This window comes from Pseudomonas sp. 2848, assembly GCF_003253945.1.
Lineage (GTDB): Bacteria > Pseudomonadota > Gammaproteobacteria > Pseudomonadales > Pseudomonadaceae > Aquipseudomonas.
The window spans coordinates 69,463-91,469 of record NZ_QKZD01000016.1; the positions used below are offsets into that span (position 1 = coordinate 69,463).

Consider the following 22,007-nt stretch of genomic DNA (forward strand, 5'->3'; position numbering starts at 1 on the left):
CGATTAACCCTCGACCTTCAGCATGTAGTAAGCCTTGTTGATCATCCCGCGGTTCTCGGGAGTATCCTGGACTTCTACAGTGTGACCGATACGACGCAGACCCAGACCCTTCACGCACAGCTTGTGGTTAGGGATACGGCCCGAGACGCTCTTGATCAGCGTAACTTTGACGGTTGCCATGATCAGCGGATCTCCTCAACAGTCTTGCCGCGCTTGGCAGCAATGGACTCAGGGGATTGCATGGCTTTCAGACCCTTGAAGGTGGCGTGAACCACGTTCACCGGGTTGGTCGAACCGTAGCACTTGGCCAGGACGTTCTGAACACCAGCAACTTCCAGGACGGCACGCATTGCGCCGCCGGCGATGATACCGGTACCTTCCGAGGCAGGCTGCATGTACACCTTCGAGGCGCCGTGGGCGGCCTTGGTGGCGTACTGCAGGGTGGTGCCCTTCAGGTCAACCTGAATCATGTTGCGACGAGCAGCTTCCATGGCTTTCTGGATCGCGGCAGGTACTTCGCGCGATTTGCCACGGCCAAAGCCAACACGACCCTTGCCATCACCTACCACGGTCAGCGCGGTGAAGGTGAAGATACGGCCGCCTTTAACGGTTTTGGCTACGCGGTTAACTTGAACCAGCTTCTCGATGTAGCCTTCGTCGCGCTTTTGATCGTTATTTGCCATAACTTAGAACTCCAGCCCGCCTTCACGAGCAGCATCAGCCAGCGCCTTGACGCGGCCATGGTACTTGAAGCCGGAACGGTCAAAGGCAACTTGAGATACACCGGCGGCTTTCGCGCGCTCAGCTACCAGCTTGCCAACCTTAGTGGCCGCGTCGATGTTGCCAGTGGCGCCATCACGCAGTTCTTTGTCCAAGGTAGAGGCGCTTGCCAGAACCTTGCTGCCGTCGGCCGAAATGACCTGGGCATAGATGTGCTGCGAGGAGCGGAACACGCACAGACGCACGGCTTCGAGCTCGTGCATTTTCAGGCGTGCTTTGCGAGCGCGACGCAGTCGAATAACTTTTTTGTCGGTCATTTGCTAGGCCCTACTTCTTCTTGGCTTCTTTACGACGGACTACTTCGTCCGCGTAACGCACACCCTTGCCCTTGTAAGGCTCTGGCGGACGGAAACCGCGGACTTCAGCGGCCACCTGACCCACCAGCTGCTTGTCGATACCCTTGATCAGGATGTCGGTCTGGCTTGGGGTTTCAGCGGTGATACCGGCTGGCAGTTCGTAATCCACTGGGTGCGAGAAGCCCAGAGCCAGGTTCAGGACGGTGCCTTTGGCCTGAGCTTTGTAACCAACACCGACCAGCTGGAGCTTGCGCTCGAAGCCTTGGCTTACGCCGTGGACCATGTTGTTCACCAGGGCGCGGGTGGTACCGGCCATGGCGCGAGCTTGCTGGTCACCGTTGCGAGCGACGAAACGCAGCTCACCAGCTTCTTCGGTAACTTCAACAGACGAGTGAACGTTCAGTTCGAGAGTGCCCTTGGCACCCTTTACCGAAAGCTGCTGACCGGCGAATTTGACTTCGACGCCTGCTGGCAGCTTAACGGGGTTCTTAGCGACGCGAGACATGCCTATCTCCCCTTAGAACACTGTGCACAGAACTTCGCCGCCGACACCGGCAGCGCGCGCAGCGCGGTCAGTCATCACACCTTTGTTGGTGGAGACGATAGACACGCCCAGGCCGCCACGTACTTTCGGCAGCTCAGAGACGGCCTTGTACTGGCGCAGGCCAGGACGGCTGGTACGCTTCAGTTCCTCGATGACCGGACGGCCTTCGAAGTACTTGAGTTCGATCGACAGGGAAGGCTTGGCTTCGCCGTTGACTTCGTAGCCAGCGATGTAGCCTTCGTCTTTCAGTACTTTGGCAACCGCGACCTTCAGGGTAGAAGAAGGCATGCTTACGACAGACTTTTCAGCCATCTGGGCATTACGGATGCGAGTTAGCATGTCCGCTAACGGGTCCTGCATACTCATGGGCTAGATGCTCCTGATACAAGAATTATTAGCCTTGCGGCTATCACAACCACCCGAACAGGCAGGGCAAAAAACCCGGGCTCAGGTGAGCCGGTCATTCTAGACACAAGGCAGAAACGAAACAAGCCCCATATAGGGGCTTGTTTCAATGCGAGGTCACCGGCGGTCGGAAGATCGCCCCCCTTCCACCGGTGGTCACGCCAACCGGGATTACCAGCTGGCCTTGACCAGACCCGGCACGTCACCACGCATGGCGGCTTCGCGCAGCTTGTTACGACCGAGGCCGAACTTGCGGTACACGCCGTGCGGACGACCGGTGATGCGGCAACGGTTACGCATGCGCGAAGCGCTGGCGTCACGTGGTTGCTTCTGCAGGGCGACAACGGCAGCGAAACGCTCTTCTGGAGAGGCGTTCAGGTTGACGATGGTCGCTTTCAGCTCGGCACGCTTTTTGGCGTACTTGGCTACCGTGAGCTGACGCTTCAGCTCGCGGTTTTTCATGCTCTTCTTGGCCATTTTCCTACTCCAATCAGTTGCGGAACGGGAACTTGAAAGCACGCAGCAGAGCGCGGCCTTCGTCGTCCGAACGAGCAGTGGTGGTCAGGGTGATGTCCAAACCGCGCAGAGCATCGATCTTGTCGTAGTCGATTTCCGGGAAGATGATCTGCTCTTTCACGCCCATGCTGTAGTTGCCACGACCATCGAAGGACTTGGCATTCAGGCCGCGGAAGTCGCGAACCCGAGGCAGGGAGATCGCCAGCAGGCGGTCCAGGAATTCGTACATCTTGTCGCTACGCAGGGTCACCTTGACGCCGATCGGCCAGCCTTCACGGACTTTGAAGCCCGCGATGGATTTACGAGCGAAAGTCACGACCGGCTTTTGACCGGTGATCTTTTCCAGGTCGGCAACAGCGTGCTCGATGACTTTCTTGTCGCCGATCGCTTCGCCCAGACCCATGTTCAGGGTGATTTTGGTAACGCGCGGAACTTCCATCACGTTCGACAGCTTAAGTTCTTCCTTAAGCTTGGGAGCGATTTCGTTCCGGTAAATCTCTTTCAGTCGTGCCATGGTCTTCTACCTAGCAGTGTTCAAGCATCAACCGCTTTTTGGGTCGACTTGAAGACACGAATTTTCTTGCCTTCTTCTACTTTGAAGCCAACGCGGTCAGCCTTGTTGGTTTCGCTGTTGAAGATGGCAACGTTGGAAGCGTGCAGTGGCGCTTCTTTTTCGACGATACCGCCCTGAACGCCCGCCATCGGGTTAGGCTTGGTATGACGCTTGACCAGGTTCACGCCACCGATGACCAGACGGTCATCAGCCAGAACCTTCAGCACCTTACCGCGCTTACCCTTGTCTTTGCCGGCGATCACGATGATCTCGTCGTCACGACGAATCTTTTGCATGTCGGATCTCCTTAGAGCACTTCAGGGGCGAGCGAAACGATCTTCATGAACTTCTCGGTACGAAGTTCACGGGTCACTGGCCCGAAGATGCGAGTACCGATCGGCTCTTGCTTGGTGTTCAGCAGAACAGCAGCGTTGCCGTCGAAACGAATGATGGAACCGTCAGCGCGACGTACACCGTGACGGGTACGGACGACAACAGCGGTCATCACCTGGCCTTTTTTGACCTTACCGCGAGGAATTGCTTCCTTGACGGTAACTTTGATGATGTCACCGATACCGGCGTAACGACGGTGGGAACCGCCGAGCACCTTGATGCACATGACGCGACGAGCGCCGCTGTTATCGGCCACATCGAGCATGGATTGAGTCTGAATCATAAAATTTCTCCGACCCCTAGCCCTTAGACTTCAACAGCGCGTTCGAGGACTTCAACCAGTGCCCAGGACTTGGTCTTGGCCAGCGGACGGGTTTCACGGATGGAAACCTTGTCGCCGATCTTGCACTGGTTGGCTTCGTCGTGCGCGTGCAGCTTAGTCGAACGCTTAACGTATTTACCGTAGATCGGGTGCTTTACGCGACGCTCGATCAGAACGGTGATGGTCTTGTCCATTTTGTCGCTGACGACACGGCCAGTCAGCGTACGGACGGTTTTTTCAGCTTCAGCCATGATCACTTACCTGCCTGCTGGTTGAGCACAGTTTTCACGCGAGCGATGTCACGCTTAACTTGCGAGAGCAGGTGCGACTGCCCCAACTGGCCAGTTGCTTTCTGCATGCGCAGATTGAACTGGTCGCGCAGCAAGCCGAGCAGTTGCTCATTCAGTTGCTGTGCGGATTTTTCACGAAGTTCATTCGCTTTCATCACATCACCGTCCGCTTAACAAAGGAGGTGGCGAGTGGCAGCTTTGCAGCAGCCAGGGCGAAAGCTTCGCGCGCCAGCTCTTCAGAAACACCCTCGATCTCGTACAGGACTTTGCCTGGCTGAATCTGGGCAACCCAGTATTCCACGGAACCCTTACCTTTACCCATCCGCACTTCGAGAGGCTTCTTGGTAACCGGCTTATCCGGGAACACACGGATCCAGATCTTGCCGCCACGCTTAACGTGACGGGTCAGGGCACGACGTGCCGACTCGATCTGGCGAGCGGTGAGACGACCGCGGGCGACAGCTTTCAGCGCGAACTCGCCGAAGCTGACCTTGCTACCGCGCAGTGCCAGACCACGGTTGTGGCCGGTCATCTGCTTGCGGAATTTTGTACGCTTTGGTTGCAACATTTGGCGTACCCCTTACTTAGCAGCTTTTTTACGAGGCGCTGGTGCTTGCGGCTTCAGCTCTTCCTGGCGACCACCAATAACTTCGCCTTTGAAGATCCAAACCTTCACACCGATCACACCGTAGGTGGTGTGAGCTTCGTAGGTGTTGTAGTCGATATCGGCACGCAGGGTGTGCAGGGGCACACGACCTTCGCGATACCACTCGGTACGTGCGATCTCGGCGCCGCCGAGACGACCGCTCACCTGGATCTTGATGCCCTTGGCACCAATACGCATGGCGTTCTGCACGGCGCGCTTCATGGCGCGACGGAACATTACGCGGCGTTCCAGCTGCTGGGCTACGCTCTGAGCAACCAGCATGGCGTCGAGTTCCGGCTTGCGGATCTCTTCGATGTTGATGTGCACAGGCACACCCATCTGCTTGGTCAGGTCCTGACGCAGCTTCTCAACATCTTCACCTTTCTTGCCGATAACGATACCGGGACGAGCGGTGTGGATGGTGATGCGTGCAGTTTGAGCCGGACGATGAATATCGATACGGCTAACGGACGCGCTTTTTAGTTTGTCTTGGAGGTACTCGCGAGTTTGCAGATCCTTGAGCAGGTAATCTGCGTAAGTCGCGCCGTCTGCGTACCAGACGGAGGTGTGCTCCTTGACGATTCCCAGGCGAATGCCAGTGGGATGTACTTTCTGACCCATCTGATCGACTCCGTTACTTGTCCGCAACCTTGACAGTGATATGGCAAGACCGCTTGACGATGCGATCAGCACGGCCTTTGGCACGTGGCATGATGCGCTTCAGCGAACGCCCTTCGTTGACGAAGACGGTGGAGACCTTCAGGTCATCAACGTCTGCGCCTTCGTTGTGTTCGGCGTTGGCAACGGCCGACTCGAGGACTTTCTTCATGATTTCAGCGGCTTTTTTGCTGCTGAAGGCCAACAGGTTGAGCGCTTCGCCCACCTTCTTCCCGCGGATCTGGTCGGCGACCAAGCGGGCTTTCTGGGCGGAGATGCGAGCGCCCGACAACTTAGCGGCTACTTCCATTTCCTTACCCCTTAACGCTTGGCTTTCTTGTCAGCCACGTGCCCGCGGTAGGTGCGGGTACCGGCGAACTCGCCCAGTTTGTGGCCGACCATGTCTTCGTTCACGAGAACTGGGACGTGTTGGCGACCGTTGTGTACCGCGATGGTCAGACCGACCATTTGTGGCAGGATCATCGAACGGCGCGACCAGGTTTTAACTGGCTTGCGATCGTTCTTCTCCACCGCCACTTCGACCTTCTTCAACAGGTGAAGATCGATAAAAGGACCTTTTTTCAGAGAACGTGGCACTGTCGTATCCCTCTAGTTACTTGCGACGACGGACGATCATGTTGTCGGTACGCTTATTACCACGGGTTTTGGCACCCTTGGTTGGGAAGCCCCATGGCGATACCGGATGACGACCACCGGAGGTACGACCTTCACCACCACCATGCGGGTGGTCAACCGGGTTCATGGCAACACCACGAACGGTTGGGCGAACGCCGCGCCAGCGTTTGGCACCAGCTTTACCCAGCGAACGCAGGCTGTGCTCGGAGTTCGAGACTTCGCCCAGGGTCGCACGGCACTCAGCCAGGACTTTACGCATTTCACCAGAGCGCAGACGCAGGGTCACGTAGACGCCTTCACGGGCGATCAGCTGAGCCGAAGCACCAGCGGAACGTGCGATCTGAGCACCTTTACCCGGCTTCAATTCGATGCCGTGAATGGTGCTACCTACTGGAATGTTGCGCAGTTGCAGGGAGTTACCGGCCTTGATTGGGGCCAGAGCACCTGCGATCAGCTGGTCGCCAGCACTCACGCCTTTAGGGGCGATGATGTAGCGACGCTCACCGTCTGCGTAGCACAGCAGGGCGATGTGAGCAGTACGGTTTGGATCGTATTCGATACGCTCGACAGTGGCTGGGATGCCATCTTTGTCGTTGCGACGGAAGTCGACCAGACGGTAGTGCTGCTTATGACCACCACCCACGTGACGCGTGGTGATGCGGCCATTGTTGTTACGACCACCAGACTTCGATTTCTTCTCGATCAGCGGTGCGTGAGGAGCGCCTTTGTGCAGCTCCTTGTTGACCACCTTGACCACGAAACGGCGGCCAGGGGAAGTCGGTTTGCATTTAACGATTGCCATGATGCACCCCTTCCTTACTCAGCACTGCTGCTGAAATCGAGATCTTGGCCTGGCTGAAGGGAGACGATCGCCTTCTTCCAGTCATTACGCTTGCCCAGACCACGTGCGGTACGCTTGGTTTTACCCAGAACGTTAACAGTCGACACGTTTTCAACTTTTACGTTGAACAGGCCTTCGACAGCTTTCTTGATTTCCAGCTTGGTTGCATCGGTAGCAACCTTGAATACGAACTGGCCTTTTTTCTCAGCCAGAACGGTAGCCTTCTCGGAAACGTGCGGGCCAAGGAGGACTTTGAATACGCGTTCCTGGTTCATCCCAGCAGCTCCTCGAATTTCTTCACGGCCGAGACAGTGATCAACACTTTCTCGTATGCGATCAGACTGACCGGGTCGGAACCTTGAACGTCACGTACATCGACGTGCGGCAGGTTACGAGCAGCCAGGTACAGGTTCTGATCAACAGCGTCCGAAACGATCAGTACGTCGCTCAGACCCATGCCGTTCAGCTTGTTCAGCAGATCTTTGGTTTTCGGTGCTTCGACAGCGAAGTCCTGAACCACGACCAGACGGTCGCTACGCACCAGCTCGGCGAGGATGGAGCGCAGGGCTGCGCGGTACATCTTCTTGTTGAGCTTCTGCGAGTGATCTTGAGGACGAGCTGCGAAGGTTACACCACCGCCACGCCAGATCGGACCACGGGTAGTACCGGCACGAGCACGGCCAGTACCTTTCTGACGCCATGGGCGCTTACCGCCACCGGCCACGTCAGAACGGGTCTTCTGCTGCTTGGTGCCCTGACGGCCGCCGGCCATGTAGGCCACGACTGCTTGGTGTACCAGCGTCTCGTTGAATTCGCCACCGAAAGTCAGTTCGGAAACTTCGATCGCCTGAGCGTCATTTACATTAAGTTGCATGTCAGTTTCCCCTTACCCGCGAGCCTTGACAGCTGGACGCACAACCACGTCGCCGCCAGTAGCGCCTGGAACGGCACCCTTGATCAGCAGCAGGTTGCGTTCAGCGTCTACGCGTACTACTTCCAGGGACTGCACAGTCACGCGCTCAGCGCCCATGTGACCGGACATTTTCTTGCCCTTGAATACACGACCAGGAGTCTGGCACTGGCCGATGGAGCCAGGGACACGGTGCGATACGGAGTTACCGTGGGTGTTATCTTGACCACGGAAGTTCCAGCGCTTGATGGTACCGGCGAAGCCTTTACCTTTGGACTGACCGGTTACGTCTACCAGCTGGCCTGCAGTGAAGAGTTCAGCTTTGATCAGATCGCCAGCCTGGAAATCGCCTTCTTCAAGACGGAACTCCCAGACACCGCGACCAGCGGCAACGTTGGCCTTGGCAAAGTGGCCTGCCTGAGCGGCGGTCACACGCGAAGCACGACGCTCGCCGACAGTGACTTGCACTGCACGGTAGCCATCAGTTTCTTCGGTTTTGAACTGGGTGACGCGATTCGGCTCGATCTCAATGACCGTGACCGGAATGGAGACACCTTCTTCGGTGAAAATACGGGTCATGCCCGCTTTCCGACCGACTACACCAATAGTCATGTTGTAAACCTCATGAGTGTACGGGGCTTTCACCCGCTATGGCCGCCCATTTCAGAGCGTTACACGACCAGACCGAAGTCTTAGCCGAGGCTGATCTGTACTTCCACGCCGGCCGCCAGATCGAGCTTCATCAGCGCGTCAACGGTTTTATCCGTTGGCTGGACGATGTCCAGAACACGCTTATGAGTGCGAATCTCGTACTGGTCACGCGCGTCTTTGTTGACGTGCGGAGAGACCAGAACGGTGAAACGCTCTTTGCGGGTAGGCAGTGGAATTGGACCACGCACTTGTGCACCAGTACGTTTCGCGGTTTCCACGATTTCCTGGGTGGATTGGTCGATCAGGCGATGGTCGAAAGCCTTCAACCTGATACGGATTTGCTGATTTTGCATTGGATTTCAGACTCCAGGCTGTTCCCAACGGACGCACTACGCCCGCTAAAAGGAGGCGTGATTCTATAGACGCCCCAATTTAGTGTCAACCCAATAAAAAAAGCCCCCGCTGAGCGGGGGCTTTTTCAATCGGTCGAGTGATTACTCGATGATTTTGGCTACGACGCCGGCGCCGACGGTACGACCGCCTTCACGGATGGCGAAACGCAGACCGTCTTCCATTGCAATGGTCTTGATCAGGGTGACAGTCATCTGGATGTTGTCACCTGGCATTACCATTTCAACGCCTTCCGGCAGTTCGCAGTTACCGGTCACGTCAGTGGTACGGAAGTAGAACTGAGGACGGTAGCCTTTGAAGAACGGAGTGTGACGGCCGCCTTCTTCCTTCGACAGGACGTAGACTTCTGCGGTGAACTTGGTGTGCGGCTTGACCGAACCTGGCTTGACCAGAACCTGGCCACGCTCAACGTCGTCACGCTTGGTACCACGCAGCAGAACGCCGCAGTTCTCGCCAGCACGACCTTCGTCCAGCAGCTTGCGGAACATCTCAACACCGGTGCAGGTGGTGGTGGTGGTGTCACGCAGACCAACGATTTCCAGGGCGTCCTGAACGCGGACGATACCACGCTCGATACGACCGGTAACAACGGTACCACGACCCGAGATCGAGAATACGTCTTCGATTGGCATCAGGAACGGCTGGTCGATGGCACGAACTGGCTCAGGGATGTAGGCATCCAGAGTTTCTACCAGCTTCTTGACAGCGGTAGTGCCCATTTCGTTGTCGTCTTTGCCTTCCAGCGCCATACGAGCCGAACCAATGATGATCGGGGTGTCGTCGCCTGGGAAGTCGTAGGTGGACAGCAGGTCGCGAACTTCCATCTCGACCAGTTCCAGCAGCTCAGCGTCGTCTACCAGGTCAGCCTTGTTCAGGAAGACCACGATGTACGGAACGCCAACCTGACGGGACAGCAGGATGTGCTCACGGGTTTGTGGCATCGGACCATCGGCGGCCGAGCAAACCAGGATCGCGCCGTCCATCTGGGCAGCACCGGTGATCATGTTCTTCACGTAGTCAGCGTGACCTGGGCAGTCAACGTGAGCGTAGTGACGAATGTTCGAGTTGTACTCGACGTGCGCGGTGTTGATGGTGATACCGCGAGCTTTTTCTTCCGGAGCCGAGTCGATCTTGTCGAACTCAACGACGGCCGAACCGAAAACTTCGGAGCAGACGCGGGTCAGAGCTGCAGTCAGAGTGGTCTTACCGTGGTCAACGTGGCCGATGGTGCCGACGTTAACGTGGGGAAGGGAACGATCAAATTTTTCTTTAGCCACGACAGTGAACCTCTTGCCTAAAGGGGATTAGCCTTGTTTTTTAACGAGTGCTTCGACGATGTTCGACGGAGCTTCGGCGTATTTGGAGAATTCCATGGAGTAGCTTGCGCGACCCTGAGACATGGAACGAACGTCGGTTGCGTAACCGAACATCTCTCCGAGCGGTACCTCAGCAGTGATTACCTTGCCGGACACCGAGTCTTCATTACCCTGGATCATCCCACGACGACGGCTCAGGTCACCCATCACGTCACCCAGGTAGTCTTCCGGGGTTACAACTTCGACCTTCATGATCGGCTCAAGCACCACGCCACCGCCCTTCTGGGCCAGTTGCTTGGTCGCCATCGAAGCGGCGATCTTGAACGCCATTTCGTTGGAGTCGACGTCGTGGTACGAACCGTCGAATACCGTAGCCTTCAGGCCGAGCAGCGGATAACCGGCAACAACGCCGTTTTTCATCTGCTCTTCGATACCCTTCTGGATCGGGGCGATGAATTCCTTAGGAATCACACCACCAACGACTTCGTTGGTGAACACCAGACCTTCGGTGATGTTGCCCTTCTCGTCAACGTCCGGCTCCGAGAAACGGATCCAGCAGTGACCGAACTGACCACGACCACCCGACTGACGAACGAACTTACCTTCGATCTCGACGTTGGATTTGGTGATCTTCTCGCGATACGAAACCTGCGGCTTGCCGACGTTGCACTCGACGTTGAACTCGCGCTTCATGCGGTCAACGAGGATGTCCAGGTGCAGCTCACCCATACCGGAGATGATGGTCTGGCCGGTTTCTTCGTCGGTCTTGACGCGGAACGATGGGTCTTCCTGGGCCAGCTTGCCCAGCGCGATACCCATCTTCTCCTGGTCAGCCTTGGTCTTCGGCTCTACGGAGAGCGAAATCACCGGCTCAGGGAAGTCCATACGCTCAAGGATGATCGGCTTGTCGGCATTGCACAGGGTGTCACCAGTGGTGACGTCCTTCATGCCGATCAGAGCAGCGATGTCGCCTGCACGTACTTCCTTGATCTCTTCACGCTGGTTGGCGTGCATCTGCACCATACGACCGACGCGCTCTTTCTTGCCCTTGACCGAGTTGATGACGGAGTCACCGGAGGTCAGGAAGCCCGAGTAGACGCGGACGAAGGTCAGAGTACCCACGAACGGGTCAGTGGCAATCTTGAACGCCAACGCCGAGAACGGCTCGTTGTCGTCAGCAGGACGCTCGTCGTACTGCTCCGGAGTAACTTCATCCTTCGGCACGTCGATCAGATCAGGGTGGATACCCTTGATCGCAGGGATCTCGGTTGGCGCAGGCAGGAAGTCAATAACGGCGTCGAGAACCAGGGGAACGCCCTTGTTCTTAAACGAGGAACCGCAGACAGCAGGAACGATCTCGCTCGCCAGGGTACGGGCACGCAGACCAGCCTTGATGTCTTCGACGGACAGGTCACCTTCTTCAAGGTACTTGTTCATCAGCTCTTCGTTGGCTTCGGCAGCAGCCTCGACCATGTTGCTGCGCCATTCGTTGGCCAGGTCCACCAGCTCGGCAGGAATCTCTTCCTCGCGGTAGGTAGTACCCTTGTCGTCGTCGTTCCAGTAGATGGCTTTCATCTTGATCAGGTCAACCTGACCCTGGAAGTCGTCTTCCGCACCGATAGCCAGCTGGACCGGAACCGGGGTGTGACCCAGGCGGTTCTTGATCTGACCGACAACGCGCAGGAAGTTGGCACCGGCACGGTCCATCTTGTTCACGTAGACAACACGTGGAACGCCGTACTTGTTGGCCTGACGCCATACGGTTTCGGACTGCGGCTCAACGCCGGAGGTACCGCAGAACACAACGACCGCGCCGTCGAGTACACGCAGCGAACGCTCAACTTCAATGGTGAAGTCAACGTGGCCGGGGGTATCGATGACGTTTACGCGATAGTTGTCGTACTGACCACGGGAACCTTTCCAGAAGGTGGTAACGGCAGCGGAGGTAATGGTGATACCGCGCTCCTGCTCCTGCACCATCCAGTCGGTGGTCGCGGCGCCGTCATGCACCTCGCCCATTTTGTGGCTCAGACCTGTGTAGAACAGGATCCGCTCGGTAGTGGTGGTCTTGCCCGCGTCAACGTGGGCACAGATACCAATGTTACGGTAGCGGTTAATTGCTGTAGTACGAGCCATAAAGCCCTCGCAAAATGATTGATGCTTGAATTAGAAGCGGTAGTGCGAGAACGCTTTGTTGGCTTCAGCCATACGGTGAACGTCTTCACGCTTCTTGACTGCAGCACCTTTGCCTTCGGCAGCATCCAGCAGTTCACCGGCCAGGCGCAGAGCCATCGACTTCTCGCCGCGCTTGCGGGCGTAGTCTACGAGCCAGCGCATTGCCAGAGCGTTACGACGGGACGGACGAACTTCAACCGGGACCTGGTAAGTGGCACCGCCGACACGGCGGGACTTTACTTCGACCAGCGGAGCGATGGCGTCGAGAGCTTTCTCGAAGATTTCCAGGGGGTCGCTGTTCTTGCGTGCTTTGACTGCATCCAGGGCACCGTAAACGATGCGCTCGGCCACAGCCTTCTTGCCGCTTTCCATCACGTGGTTCATGAACTTGGCGAGGATCTGGGATCCGTACTTCGGATCGTCCAGGATCTCACGTTTTGCTGCTACACGACGTCTTGGCATGATAAGCCCTCAAACGGTCTTCAGGTTAGCCCGGGACGTGGGTCTTCGACCCCTGCCCGACCTTACTCTTATCGACTCAAAAAAATGGATATGTGCAAACGGCCGATTACTTCGGACGCTTGGTACCGTACTTCGAACGACCCTGGTTACGGCCTTTGACGCCCGAAGTATCCAGAGAGCCGCGAACGGTGTGGTAACGAACACCTGGCAAGTCTTTTACACGGCCGCCACGGATCAGGACGACGCTGTGCTCTTGCAGGTTGTGGCCTTCACCACCGATGTACGAGGAAACCTCGAAACCGTTGGTCAGACGCACACGGCATACTTTACGCAGTGCCGAGTTAGGTTTTTTCGGCGTGGTGGTGTACACGCGGGTGCACACGCCACGACGTTGCGGGCAGTTCTGCAGCGCAGGAACGTCGGACTTCTCGACCGAACGCTTACGCGGCTGACGTACCAGCTGGTTGATAGTTGCCATCTACTAGCTCCACTGATTGTCTTGCGACTCTATTGTCTTGCAAGAAAGCCAAAAATTGGCGAGACGGAGCCTCACCAAATTTAAGGGTACAAAAGTCTAAAGAGGATCTTGCACCCAGTCAAGACGAGGCCCCGGCCCTCCTCGCCCGGTCATCGGCAACAAATCATGTCGCCGATGCCCGCTCGAGGCTTGCCGGGGCCCTGCCCTGTACTTAATTACCGCTGGAATTCAGCGCTTCGGTCAGTGCGGCTTCCACCTCACTGGCGCTCACACGCAGCGGTTTGTCGGCATCACGGCGACGCTTGCGCTCGCTGTGATAAGCCAGACCGGTACCGGCCGGGATCAGACGACCCACGACCACGTTCTCTTTCAGGCCGCGCAGGTAGTCACGCTTGCCGGTTACCGCCGCCTCGGTCAGTACACGGGTGGTTTCCTGGAAGGAAGCCGCCGAGATGAACGATTCGGTGGACAGCGAAGCCTTGGTGATACCCAGCAACACGCGGGTGAACTTGGAGATGAACTTGTCTTCGCCGGCGAGACGCTCGTTCTCTACCAGGACCTGAGTCAGTTCCATCTGGTCGCCCTTGATGAAGCTGGAATCGCCCGACTCGGAGATCTCGACCTTGCGCAGCATCTGACGCAGGATGGTCTCGATGTGCTTGTCGTTGATCTTCACGCCTTGCAGACGGTAAACGTCCTGGATCTCGTTGACGATGTACTTCGCCAGCGCGCTTACGCCCAGCAGACGCAGGATGTCGTGCGGATCGCTCGGGCCGTCGGAGATGACTTCGCCGCGGTTGACCTGTTCGCCTTCGAAGACGTTCAGGTGGCGCCACTTCGGAATCAGCTCTTCATACGGATCGCTACCGTCGGTCGGAGTGATGACCAGGCGACGCTTGCCCTTGGTCTCTTTACCGAACGCGATGGTGCCGCTGACTTCAGCCAGGATCGAGGCTTCTTTCGGACGGCGCGCTTCGAACAAGTCGGCAACGCGTGGCAGACCACCGGTGATGTCACGGGTCTTCGACGTTTCTTGCGGGATACGCGCGATAACGTCACCGACGCCGATCTGGGCACCGTCAGCCACGCCGACGAGGGCGTTGGCCGGCAGGAAGTACTGGGCAGGTACGTCGGTACCTGGCAGGTACAGGTCCTTGCCATTGGCGTCGACCATCTTGATCGCCGGACGGATTTCCTTGCCTGCGGCAGGGCGATCCTTGACGTCCAGAACTTCAATGTTGGTCAAGCCGGTCAGTTCATCGGTCTGACGCTTGATGGTGATGTTTTCTTCCATGCCCACGAAGGTCACGGTACCTTTCAGCTCGGTAACGATCGGGTGGGTGTGCGGGTCCCACTTGGCGACGATGGCGCCAGCTTCGACCTTGTCACCTTCCTTGACCGAAATCACGGCACCGTAAGGCAGCTTGTAACGCTCACGCTCACGACCGAACTCGTCGGCAATCGCCAGCTCGCCGGAACGCGATACGGCAACCAGGTTACCGTCGGCACGCTCGACCTGTTTCAGGTTGTGCAGGCGCACCATACCGCCGTTCTTCACCTGGACGCTGTCGGCAGCCGAAGTACGGCTTGCAGCACCACCGATGTGGAACGTACGCATGGTCAGCTGGGTACCCGGCTCACCGATCGACTGTGCAGCGATAACGCCGACAGCTTCACCGATGTTCACCTGGTGGCCGCGCGCCAGGTCACGACCGTAGCACTTGGCGCAGATGCCGTAGCGGGTTTCGCAGTTGATCGGCGAACGCACGACGACTTCGTCGATGCTGTTCAGCTCGATGAATTCGACCCACTGCTCGTCTACCAGGGTACCGGCCGGAACGATGACGTCCTCGGTGCCTGGCTTGAATACGTCACGGGCGATGACACGACCCAGTACGCGCTCACCCAGCGGCTCGACAACGTCGCCGCCTTCGATGTGCGGGGTCATCAGCAGGCCCTGGTCGGTGCCGCAGTCGATCTCGGTCACGACCAGATCCTGGGCGACGTCTACCAGACGGCGAGTCAGGTAACCGGAGTTCGCGGTTTTCAACGCGGTATCCGCCAGACCTTTACGAGCACCGTGAGTCGAGATGAAGTACTGCAGTACGCTCAGACCTTCACGGAAGTTCGCGGTGATCGGCGTCTCGATGATCGAGCCGTCCGGCTTGGCCATCAGGCCACGCATACCGGCCAGCTGACGGATCTGAGCGGCGGAACCACGCGCACCGGAGTCGGCCATCATGTACATCGAGTTGAAGGACTCTTGCTCGACTTCCTTGCCCTCGCGATCGACTACCTTCTCTTTCGAGAGGTTGGCCATCATCGCCTTGGACACTTCGTCGTTCGCCTTGGACCACAAGTCGATGACCTTGTTGTACTTCTCGCCCTGGGTGACCAGGCCGGAGGCGTACTGGCTCTCGATTTCCTTCACTTCGTCGGTAGCGGTACCGATGATGCGGGCTTTTTCGTCCGGGATAACGAAGTCGTTAACGCCGATCGAAACGCCGGAAATGGTCGAGTAGGCAAAACCGGTGTACATCAGCTGGTCAGCGAAGATCACGGTCTCTTTCAGACCCACCACGCGGTAGCACTGGTTGATCAGCTTGGAGATCGCCTTCTTCTTCATCGACTGGTTGACGACGTCGAACGGCAGGCCGGCCGGTACTACCTGGAACAGCAGCGCACGGCCGACGGTGGTGTCGACGATACGGGTGTTCTTGGTGATGCTGCCATCACGGTCTTTCACGGTTTCGTTGATACGAACCTTGATTTTCGCGTGCAGGGCGGCTTCGCCGGCGCGGAATACGCGGTCGACTTCCTGCAGGTCGGCGAATACGCGACCTTCGCCCTTGGCGTTGATGGCTTCACGGGTCATGTAGTACAGACCCAGTACCACGTCCTGCGACGGAACGATGATTGGCTCACCGTTGGCTGGCGACAGGATGTTGTTGGTCGACATCATCAGCGCGCGCGCTTCGAGCTGGGCTTCCAGGGTCAGCGGCACGTGAACGGCCATCTGGTCACCGTCGAAGTCGGCGTTGTACGCGGCGCAGACCAGCGGGTGCAGCTGGATAGCCTTACCTTCGATCAGTACCGGTTCAAAGGCCTGGATACCCAGACGGTGCAGGGTCGGCGCACGGTTGAGCAGTACGGGGTGTTCGCGGATCACCTCGGCGAGAACGTCCCACACCTCCGGCAGCTCGCGCTCGACCATCTTCTTGGCAGCCTTGATGGTGGTCGCCAGACCACGCATTTCCAGCTTGCCGAAAATGAACGGCTTGAACAGCTCGAGGGCCATCTTCTTCGGCAGACCGCACTGATGCAGACGCAGGGTCGGGCCTACGGTAATTACCGAACGACCGGAGTAGTCCACGCGCTTACCGAGCAAGTTCTGACGGAAGCGACCCTGCTTACCTTTGATCATGTCGGCCAGGGACTTCAGCGGACGCTTGTTCGAGCCAGTGATGGCGCGACCGCGACGGCCGTTGTCGAGCAGGGCGTCGACCGCTTCCTGCAGCATGCGCTTTTCGTTGCGCACGATGATGTCCGGCGCCGACAGATCGAGCAGGCGCTTCAGACGGTTGTTACGGTTGATCACCCGACGATACAGGTCGTTCAGGTCGGAGGTCGCGAAGCGGCCGCCATCCAGCGGTACCAGCGGACGCAGGTCCGGCGGCAGTACTGGCAGGACGGTCAGTACCATCCACTCAGGCAGGTTGCCCGAGCCCTGGAAAGCTTCCATCAGCTTCAGGCGCTTGGACAGCTTCTTGATCTTGGTTTCCGAGTTGGTCTGCGGAATTTCTTCGCGCAGGCGGCCGATCTCGTGCTCCAGGTCGATAGCGTGCAGCAGCTCGCGGACAGCCTCGGCACCCATGCGGGCGTCGAAGTCGTCACCGAACTCTTCCAGCGCTTCGAAGTACTGCTCGTCGTTCAGCAGCTGGCCCTTCTCGAGGGTGGTCATGCCCGGATCGATCACCACGTAGCTCTCGAAGTAGAGCACGCGCTCGATGTCACGCAGGGTCATGTCCATCAGCAGGCCGATGCGGGACGGCAGCGACTTCAGGAACCAGATGTGGGCAACCGGCGAGGCCAGTTCGATGTGCGCCATGCGCTCACGACGAACCTTGGCCAGGGCAACTTCAACGCCGCACTTCTCGCAGATCACGCCGCGGTGCTTGAGGCGCTTGTACTTGCCGCACAGGCACTCGTAGTCCTTGACTGGGCCAAAGATCTTGGCGCAGAACAGGCCGTCACGCTCAGGCTTGAACGTACGGTAGTTGATGGTTTCCGGCTTCTTGACTTCACCGAACGACCACGAACGGATCATTTCAGGCGACGCCAGACCGATGCGGATGGCGTCGAACTCTTCGACTTGACCCTGGTTTTTCAGCAAATTCAGTAGGTCTTTCAAGGCCTTTCCTCCTGGCGGAGCAGGGAGTGGGCATTACCTGCCCACTCCCCTCGCGTCACGTGTTATTCGGTTTCCAGATCGATATCGATACCGAGGGAACGGATCTCTTTGATCAACACGTTGAAGGACTCGGGCATGCCCGGCTCCATACGGTGATCGCCATCCACGATGTTCTTGTACATCTTGGTACGGCCGTTCACGTCGTCCGACTTCACTGTGAGCATTTCTTGCAGGGTGTATGCCGCGCCGTATGCTTCCAGCGCCCACACTTCCATCTCCCCGAAACGCTGACCACCGAACTGCGCCTTACCACCCAGCGGCTGCTGGGTAACCAGGCTGTAGGAACCAGTGGAACGCGCGTGCATCTTGTCGTCCACCAAGTGGTTCAGCTTGAGCATGTACATGTAACCAACGGTCACCGGACGCTCGAACTTGTTGCCGGTACGGCCATCGAACAGCACCATCTGGCCGCTCTCTGGCAGATCTGCCAGTTTCAGCATGGCCTTGATCTCACGCTCCTTGGCACCGTCGAAGACTGGAGTGGCCATCGGCACGCCCTTCTTCAGGTTGTTCGCCAGGGCGATGATCTCTTCGTCGGTGAACTCTTCCAGGTTCTCCTGACGACCACCGATCTCGTTGTAGATCTCGGTGAGGAAGGTGCGCAGTTCAGCGGCTTTGCGCTGCTCTTCGATCATGCGGTCGATCTTCTCGCCCAGGCCCTTGGCCGCGAGGCCCAGGTGGGTTTCAAGGATCTGACCGACGTTCATACGCGAAGGTACGCCCAGCGGGTTCAGTACGACGTCGACCGGAGTACCGTTGGCGTCGTGCGGCATGTCTTCGACCGGCATGATTACCGAGACGACACCCTTGTTACCGTGACGACCGGCCATCTTGTCACCCGGCTGGATGCGACGGCGGATTGCCAGGTAGACCTTGACGATCTTCAGTACGCCCGGAGCCAGGTCATCGCCCTGCTGCAGCTTGCGCTTCTTGTCTTCGAACTTGTCGTCCAGCAGGCGACGGCGATCGACGATGTACTGCTGAGCCTTTTCCAGCTGCTCGTTCAGTGCATCTTCGGCCATGCGCAGTTTGAACCACTGGCCGTGCTCCAGACCGTTCAGCACGTCGTCGCTGATCACGGTGCCTTTCTTCAGGCCCGCGCCACCGTCAACCACCTGGCCGTTCAGAGCCGAACGCAGACGCTCGAAGGTCGCGCCTTCGACGATGCGGAACTCTTCGTTGAGGTCCTTGCGGATCTCGTCCAGCTGCATCTTCTCGATGGCCAGGGCGCGGCTGTCGCGCTCGACGCCATCACGGGTGAAGACCTGTACGTCGATGACGGTACCCTTGGTGCCGGTCGGCACACGCAGGGAGGTGTCTTTGACGTCGCTGGCCTTCTCACCGAAGATCGCACGCAGCAGTTTTTCTTCCGGAGTAAGCTGGGTCTCGCCTTTCGGAGTGACCTTGCCGACCAGAATGTCGCCAGCGCCGACTTCGGCACCCACGTAGACGATACCGGCTTCGTCCAGCTTGTTCAGCGCAGCTTCACCGACGTTCGGGATGTCCGCGGTGATTTCCTCTGGGCCAAGCTTGGTGTCACGGGCCACACAGGTCAGTTCCTGGATGTGGATCGTGGTGAAGCGATCTTCCTGAACCACACGCTCGGACAGGCAGATGGAGTCTTCGAAGTTGAAGCCGTTCCACGCCATGAACGCGATGCGCATGTTCTGACCCAGTGCCAGTTCACCCATGTCGGTGGACGGGCCGTCGGCCATGATGTCGCCACGCGCAACCTTGTCACCCTTGCTGACCAGCGGACGCTGGTTGATGCAAGTGTTCTGGTTGGAGCGGGTGTATTTGGTCAGGTTGTAGATATCCACACCTGCTTCACCGGTCTCGACTTCGTCGTCGGCAACGCGCACGACGATACGGCTGGCGTCGACCGAGTCGATCACACCACCGCGGCGAGCAACCACGCAGACACCGGAGTCACGGGCAACGTTGCGCTCCATGCCGGTACCTACCAGCGGCTTGTCGGCGCGCAGGGTCGGTACAGCCTGACGCTGCATGTTGGAACCCATCAACGCACGGTTGGCGTCGTCGTGCTCGAGGAACGGAATCAGCGACGCGGCAACCGAAACTACCTGCTTCGGCGAAACGTCCATCAGGGTGACGTCTTCCGGCGCCTTGACGGTGAATTCGTTCAGGTGACGAACAGCTACCAGCTCATCGATCAGCTGCTTCTTGTCGTTCATCGCGGCCGAAGCCTGGGCGATCACGTGATCGGCCTCTTCGATGGCGGACAGGAACACGATGTCGTCGCTGACCACGCCTTCCTTCACCACACGGTACGGGCTTTCCAGGAAGCCGTACTGGTTGGTGCGAGCATAGGCCGCCAGGGAGTTGATCAGACCGATGTTCGGACCTTCAGGGGTCTCGATCGGGCACACGCGGCCGTAGTGGGTCGGGTGTACGTCACGGACTTCGAAGCCTGCACGCTCACGGGTCAGACCACCCGGGCCGAGTGCGGAAACGCGGCGCTTGTGGGTGATCTCGGAAAGCGGGTTGTTCTGGTCCATGAACTGCGAGAGCTGGCTGGAACCGAAGAACTCTTTCACCGCTGCCGCAACCGGCTTGGCGTTGATCAGGTCCTGCGGCATCAGGCCTTCGCTTTCAGCCATCGACAGACGCTCTTTGACCGCGCGCTCAACACGCACCAGGCCAACGCGGAACTGGTTCTCGGCCATCTCGCCGACGCAACGGACGCGACGGTTACCCAGGTGGTCGATGTCGTCGACGATGCCTTTGCCGTTACGGATATCGACCAGGGTCTTGAGGACCTCGACGATGTCTTCCTTGCTCAGCACGCCCGAACCTTCGATCTCGGTGCGACCGATACGACGGTTGAACTTCATGCGGCCAACGGCGGACAGGTCGTAACGCTCGGCGCTGAAGAACAGGTTGTTGAACAGGGTCTCGGCGGCGTCCTTGGTTGGCGGCTCGCCTGGACGCATCATGCGGTAGATCTCGACCAGCGCTTCCAGTTGGTTGCTGGTGGTGTCGATCTTCAGGGTGTCGGAGATGAACGGACCGCAGTCAATGTCGTTGGTGTACAGCGTCTCGACGCGAACGACCTGGGCCTTGGCGATCTTCACCAGCAGGTCGGTGGTCAGCTCGGTGTTGCACTCGGCAATGATCTCGCCGGTAGCCGGATGCACGATCGCCTTGGCGGTGGTGCGACCCAGTACGTACTCCAGCGGAACGTCCAGCTCTTTCACGCCAGCCTTTTCCAGCTGGTTGATGTGGCGCGCGGTAATACGGCGGCCTTGCTCGACGATGACCTTGCCGCTGTCGTCATGGATATCCATGACCGCAACTTCACCACGCAGACGCTGAGGCACCAGTTCCAGGCTGAGTTTCTCGCCGGAAAGGTGGAACACGTTGGTGGTGTAGAAGGTGTTCAGAACCTCTTCGGTGCTGTAACCCAGGGCACGCAGCAGTACCGAGGCCGGCAGTTTGCGGCGACGGTCGATACGTACGAACACGCAGTCTTTCGGGTCGAACTCGAAGTCCAGCCACGAACCGCGGTAAGGGATGATGCGCGCGGAGTACAGCAGCTTACCGGAGCTGTGCGTCTTGCCACGGTCGTGGTCGAAGAACACACCAGGCGAACGGTGCAGCTGGGATACGATCACACGCTCGGTACCGTTGATAACGAAGGTACCGTTTTCAGTCATCAGGGGAATTTCACCCATGTAGACTTCTTGCTCTTTGATGTCCTTGATCGCTTTATTCGACGATTCCTTGTCGAAGATGATCAGGCGCACCTTCACCCGCAGCGGGACCGCGAAGGTCACACCGCGCAGGACACATTCCTTCACATCGAAAGCCGGCTCGCCCAGGCGATAGCCGACGTACTCCAGGGCAGCATTGCCGGAGTAGCTGATGATCGGGAATACCGATTTGAAGGCCGCATGCAGACCGACGTCGCGGAACTGATCCTTGGATGCTCCCGCCTGCAGGAATTCGCGATACGAATCCAGCTGGATGGCCAGGAGGTACGGCACATCCATGACGTCCGGCAACTTGCTAAAGTCCTTGCGGATACGTTTTTTCTCAGTGTATGAGTAAGCCATCAGCATTCCCCAGCTTGGTCACCTGCTTGTTTGGCATCTCCCGGCGGGAGCAGCCAGAAAATCGTGCAAACCCTTTGGTTTGCGCCACCCTCTTGGGTGTCTTGCAGCTCGTTATCGGGGCCGACCTGATCGGCCACCAATAACGGAAAAAGGCCGGTGGCATAAGCCACCAGCCATC

The 22,007-nt window shown here is 58.1% G+C and carries 26 protein-coding genes; all 26 read right to left on the reverse strand.

What is annotated here, in order from left to right; all coding sequences use genetic code 11:
• Positions 1-3: 3 nt before the first annotated feature.
• Entirely contained in the window at positions 4-180 is a 177-nt protein-coding gene (gene rpmD / locus DFS21_RS24175) for a 50S ribosomal protein L30 (RefSeq protein WP_011531895.1), read from the reverse strand.
• Between the two features lie 2 nt (positions 181-182).
• The gene (rpsE, locus tag DFS21_RS24180) at positions 183-683 is read right to left on the reverse strand and encodes a 30S ribosomal protein S5 (RefSeq protein WP_046857343.1); all 501 of its coding nucleotides are present in this window, start codon (positions 681-683) and stop codon (positions 183-185) included.
• Between the two features lie 3 nt (positions 684-686).
• Complete coding sequence (gene rplR / locus DFS21_RS24185; RefSeq protein ID WP_023629183.1) at positions 687-1,037, reverse strand: 50S ribosomal protein L18; 351 nt, start codon at positions 1,035-1,037, stop codon at positions 687-689.
• Positions 1,038-1,047: 10 nt separating this feature from the next.
• Positions 1,048-1,581: a 50S ribosomal protein L6 gene (rplF, locus tag DFS21_RS24190; RefSeq protein WP_038707244.1), complete on the reverse strand. Its 534-nt coding sequence runs from the start codon at positions 1,579-1,581 to the stop codon at positions 1,048-1,050.
• Positions 1,582-1,593: 12 nt separating this feature from the next.
• On the reverse strand, positions 1,594-1,986 hold the full coding sequence (gene rpsH / locus DFS21_RS24195; protein WP_023629182.1) for a 30S ribosomal protein S8: 393 nt from the start codon (positions 1,984-1,986) through the stop codon (positions 1,594-1,596).
• A 210-nt stretch (positions 1,987-2,196) separates the two neighbouring features.
• Positions 2,197-2,502, reverse strand: coding sequence for a 30S ribosomal protein S14 (gene rpsN, locus DFS21_RS24200; RefSeq protein ID WP_023629181.1), 306 nt, complete (start codon positions 2,500-2,502; stop codon positions 2,197-2,199).
• Positions 2,503-2,515: 13 nt separating this feature from the next.
• The gene (gene rplE, locus DFS21_RS24205) at positions 2,516-3,055 is read right to left on the reverse strand and encodes a 50S ribosomal protein L5 (protein ID WP_003255474.1); all 540 of its coding nucleotides are present in this window, start codon (positions 3,053-3,055) and stop codon (positions 2,516-2,518) included.
• Positions 3,056-3,075: 20 nt separating this feature from the next.
• Positions 3,076-3,390, reverse strand: coding sequence for a 50S ribosomal protein L24 (rplX, locus tag DFS21_RS24210; RefSeq protein WP_023629180.1), 315 nt, complete (start codon positions 3,388-3,390; stop codon positions 3,076-3,078).
• An 11-nt stretch (positions 3,391-3,401) separates the two neighbouring features.
• Positions 3,402-3,770, reverse strand: coding sequence for a 50S ribosomal protein L14 (gene rplN / locus DFS21_RS24215; protein ID WP_008089810.1), 369 nt, complete (start codon positions 3,768-3,770; stop codon positions 3,402-3,404).
• Between the two features lie 23 nt (positions 3,771-3,793).
• Positions 3,794-4,060, reverse strand: a complete 267-nt coding sequence (rpsQ, locus tag DFS21_RS24220) for a 30S ribosomal protein S17 (protein ID WP_003255478.1) — start codon at positions 4,058-4,060, stop codon at positions 3,794-3,796.
• Between the two features lie 2 nt (positions 4,061-4,062).
• Entirely contained in the window at positions 4,063-4,254 is a 192-nt protein-coding gene (gene rpmC, locus DFS21_RS24225) for a 50S ribosomal protein L29 (RefSeq protein ID WP_002555481.1), read from the reverse strand.
• The gene (gene rplP / locus DFS21_RS24230; RefSeq protein WP_009397508.1) at positions 4,254-4,667 is read right to left on the reverse strand and encodes a 50S ribosomal protein L16; all 414 of its coding nucleotides are present in this window, start codon (positions 4,665-4,667) and stop codon (positions 4,254-4,256) included. Before rplP ends, rpmC begins: the two co-directional genes overlap by 1 nt.
• A 12-nt stretch (positions 4,668-4,679) precedes the next feature.
• A complete protein-coding gene (rpsC, locus tag DFS21_RS24235) occupies positions 4,680-5,366 on the reverse strand; it encodes a 30S ribosomal protein S3 (protein ID WP_011531889.1) in 687 nt (228 codons plus the stop codon).
• A gap of 13 nt (positions 5,367-5,379) precedes the next feature.
• Positions 5,380-5,712: a 50S ribosomal protein L22 gene (gene rplV, locus DFS21_RS24240; protein ID WP_003103908.1), complete on the reverse strand. Its 333-nt coding sequence runs from the start codon at positions 5,710-5,712 to the stop codon at positions 5,380-5,382.
• Positions 5,713-5,723: 11 nt separating this feature from the next.
• On the reverse strand, positions 5,724-5,999 hold the full coding sequence (rpsS, locus tag DFS21_RS24245) for a 30S ribosomal protein S19 (protein WP_003255482.1): 276 nt from the start codon (positions 5,997-5,999) through the stop codon (positions 5,724-5,726).
• Between the two features lie 16 nt (positions 6,000-6,015).
• Positions 6,016-6,840 carry a 50S ribosomal protein L2 gene (gene rplB, locus DFS21_RS24250; protein WP_003255483.1) on the reverse strand — a complete coding sequence of 275 codons (825 nt, stop codon included), beginning with the start codon at positions 6,838-6,840 and terminating at the stop codon, positions 6,016-6,018.
• 14 nt (positions 6,841-6,854) lie between these two features.
• On the reverse strand, positions 6,855-7,154 hold the full coding sequence (gene rplW, locus DFS21_RS24255) for a 50S ribosomal protein L23 (RefSeq protein ID WP_003255484.1): 300 nt from the start codon (positions 7,152-7,154) through the stop codon (positions 6,855-6,857).
• Positions 7,151-7,753, reverse strand: a complete 603-nt coding sequence (rplD, locus tag DFS21_RS24260) for a 50S ribosomal protein L4 (RefSeq protein WP_003255485.1) — start codon at positions 7,751-7,753, stop codon at positions 7,151-7,153. Before rplD ends, rplW begins: the two co-directional genes overlap by 4 nt.
• Before the next feature lie 12 nt (positions 7,754-7,765).
• Positions 7,766-8,401, reverse strand: a complete 636-nt coding sequence (gene rplC, locus DFS21_RS24265) for a 50S ribosomal protein L3 (RefSeq protein ID WP_011531887.1) — start codon at positions 8,399-8,401, stop codon at positions 7,766-7,768.
• 80 nt (positions 8,402-8,481) lie between these two features.
• Complete coding sequence (gene rpsJ, locus DFS21_RS24270; RefSeq protein WP_003186070.1) at positions 8,482-8,793, reverse strand: 30S ribosomal protein S10; 312 nt, start codon at positions 8,791-8,793, stop codon at positions 8,482-8,484.
• A 141-nt stretch (positions 8,794-8,934) separates the two neighbouring features.
• A complete protein-coding gene (gene tuf, locus DFS21_RS24275; RefSeq protein WP_038707241.1) occupies positions 8,935-10,128 on the reverse strand; it encodes an elongation factor Tu in 1,194 nt (397 codons plus the stop codon).
• A 27-nt stretch (positions 10,129-10,155) separates the two neighbouring features.
• A complete protein-coding gene (fusA, locus tag DFS21_RS24280; protein WP_054893561.1) occupies positions 10,156-12,303 on the reverse strand; it encodes an elongation factor G in 2,148 nt (715 codons plus the stop codon).
• 30 nt (positions 12,304-12,333) lie between these two features.
• A complete protein-coding gene (rpsG, locus tag DFS21_RS24285) occupies positions 12,334-12,804 on the reverse strand; it encodes a 30S ribosomal protein S7 (protein ID WP_023628750.1) in 471 nt (156 codons plus the stop codon).
• Between the two features lie 106 nt (positions 12,805-12,910).
• The gene (gene rpsL, locus DFS21_RS24290; protein ID WP_003255492.1) at positions 12,911-13,282 is read right to left on the reverse strand and encodes a 30S ribosomal protein S12; all 372 of its coding nucleotides are present in this window, start codon (positions 13,280-13,282) and stop codon (positions 12,911-12,913) included.
• A gap of 211 nt (positions 13,283-13,493) precedes the next feature.
• Positions 13,494-17,693 (reverse strand): DNA-directed RNA polymerase subunit beta', encoded by a 4,200-nt coding sequence (gene rpoC / locus DFS21_RS24295; protein WP_046857349.1) that lies wholly within the window; start codon positions 17,691-17,693, stop codon positions 13,494-13,496.
• A 62-nt stretch (positions 17,694-17,755) separates the two neighbouring features.
• Positions 17,756-21,829: a DNA-directed RNA polymerase subunit beta gene (gene rpoB / locus DFS21_RS24300; protein WP_031314438.1), complete on the reverse strand. Its 4,074-nt coding sequence runs from the start codon at positions 21,827-21,829 to the stop codon at positions 17,756-17,758.
• Between the last annotated feature and the right edge of the window lie 178 nt (positions 21,830-22,007).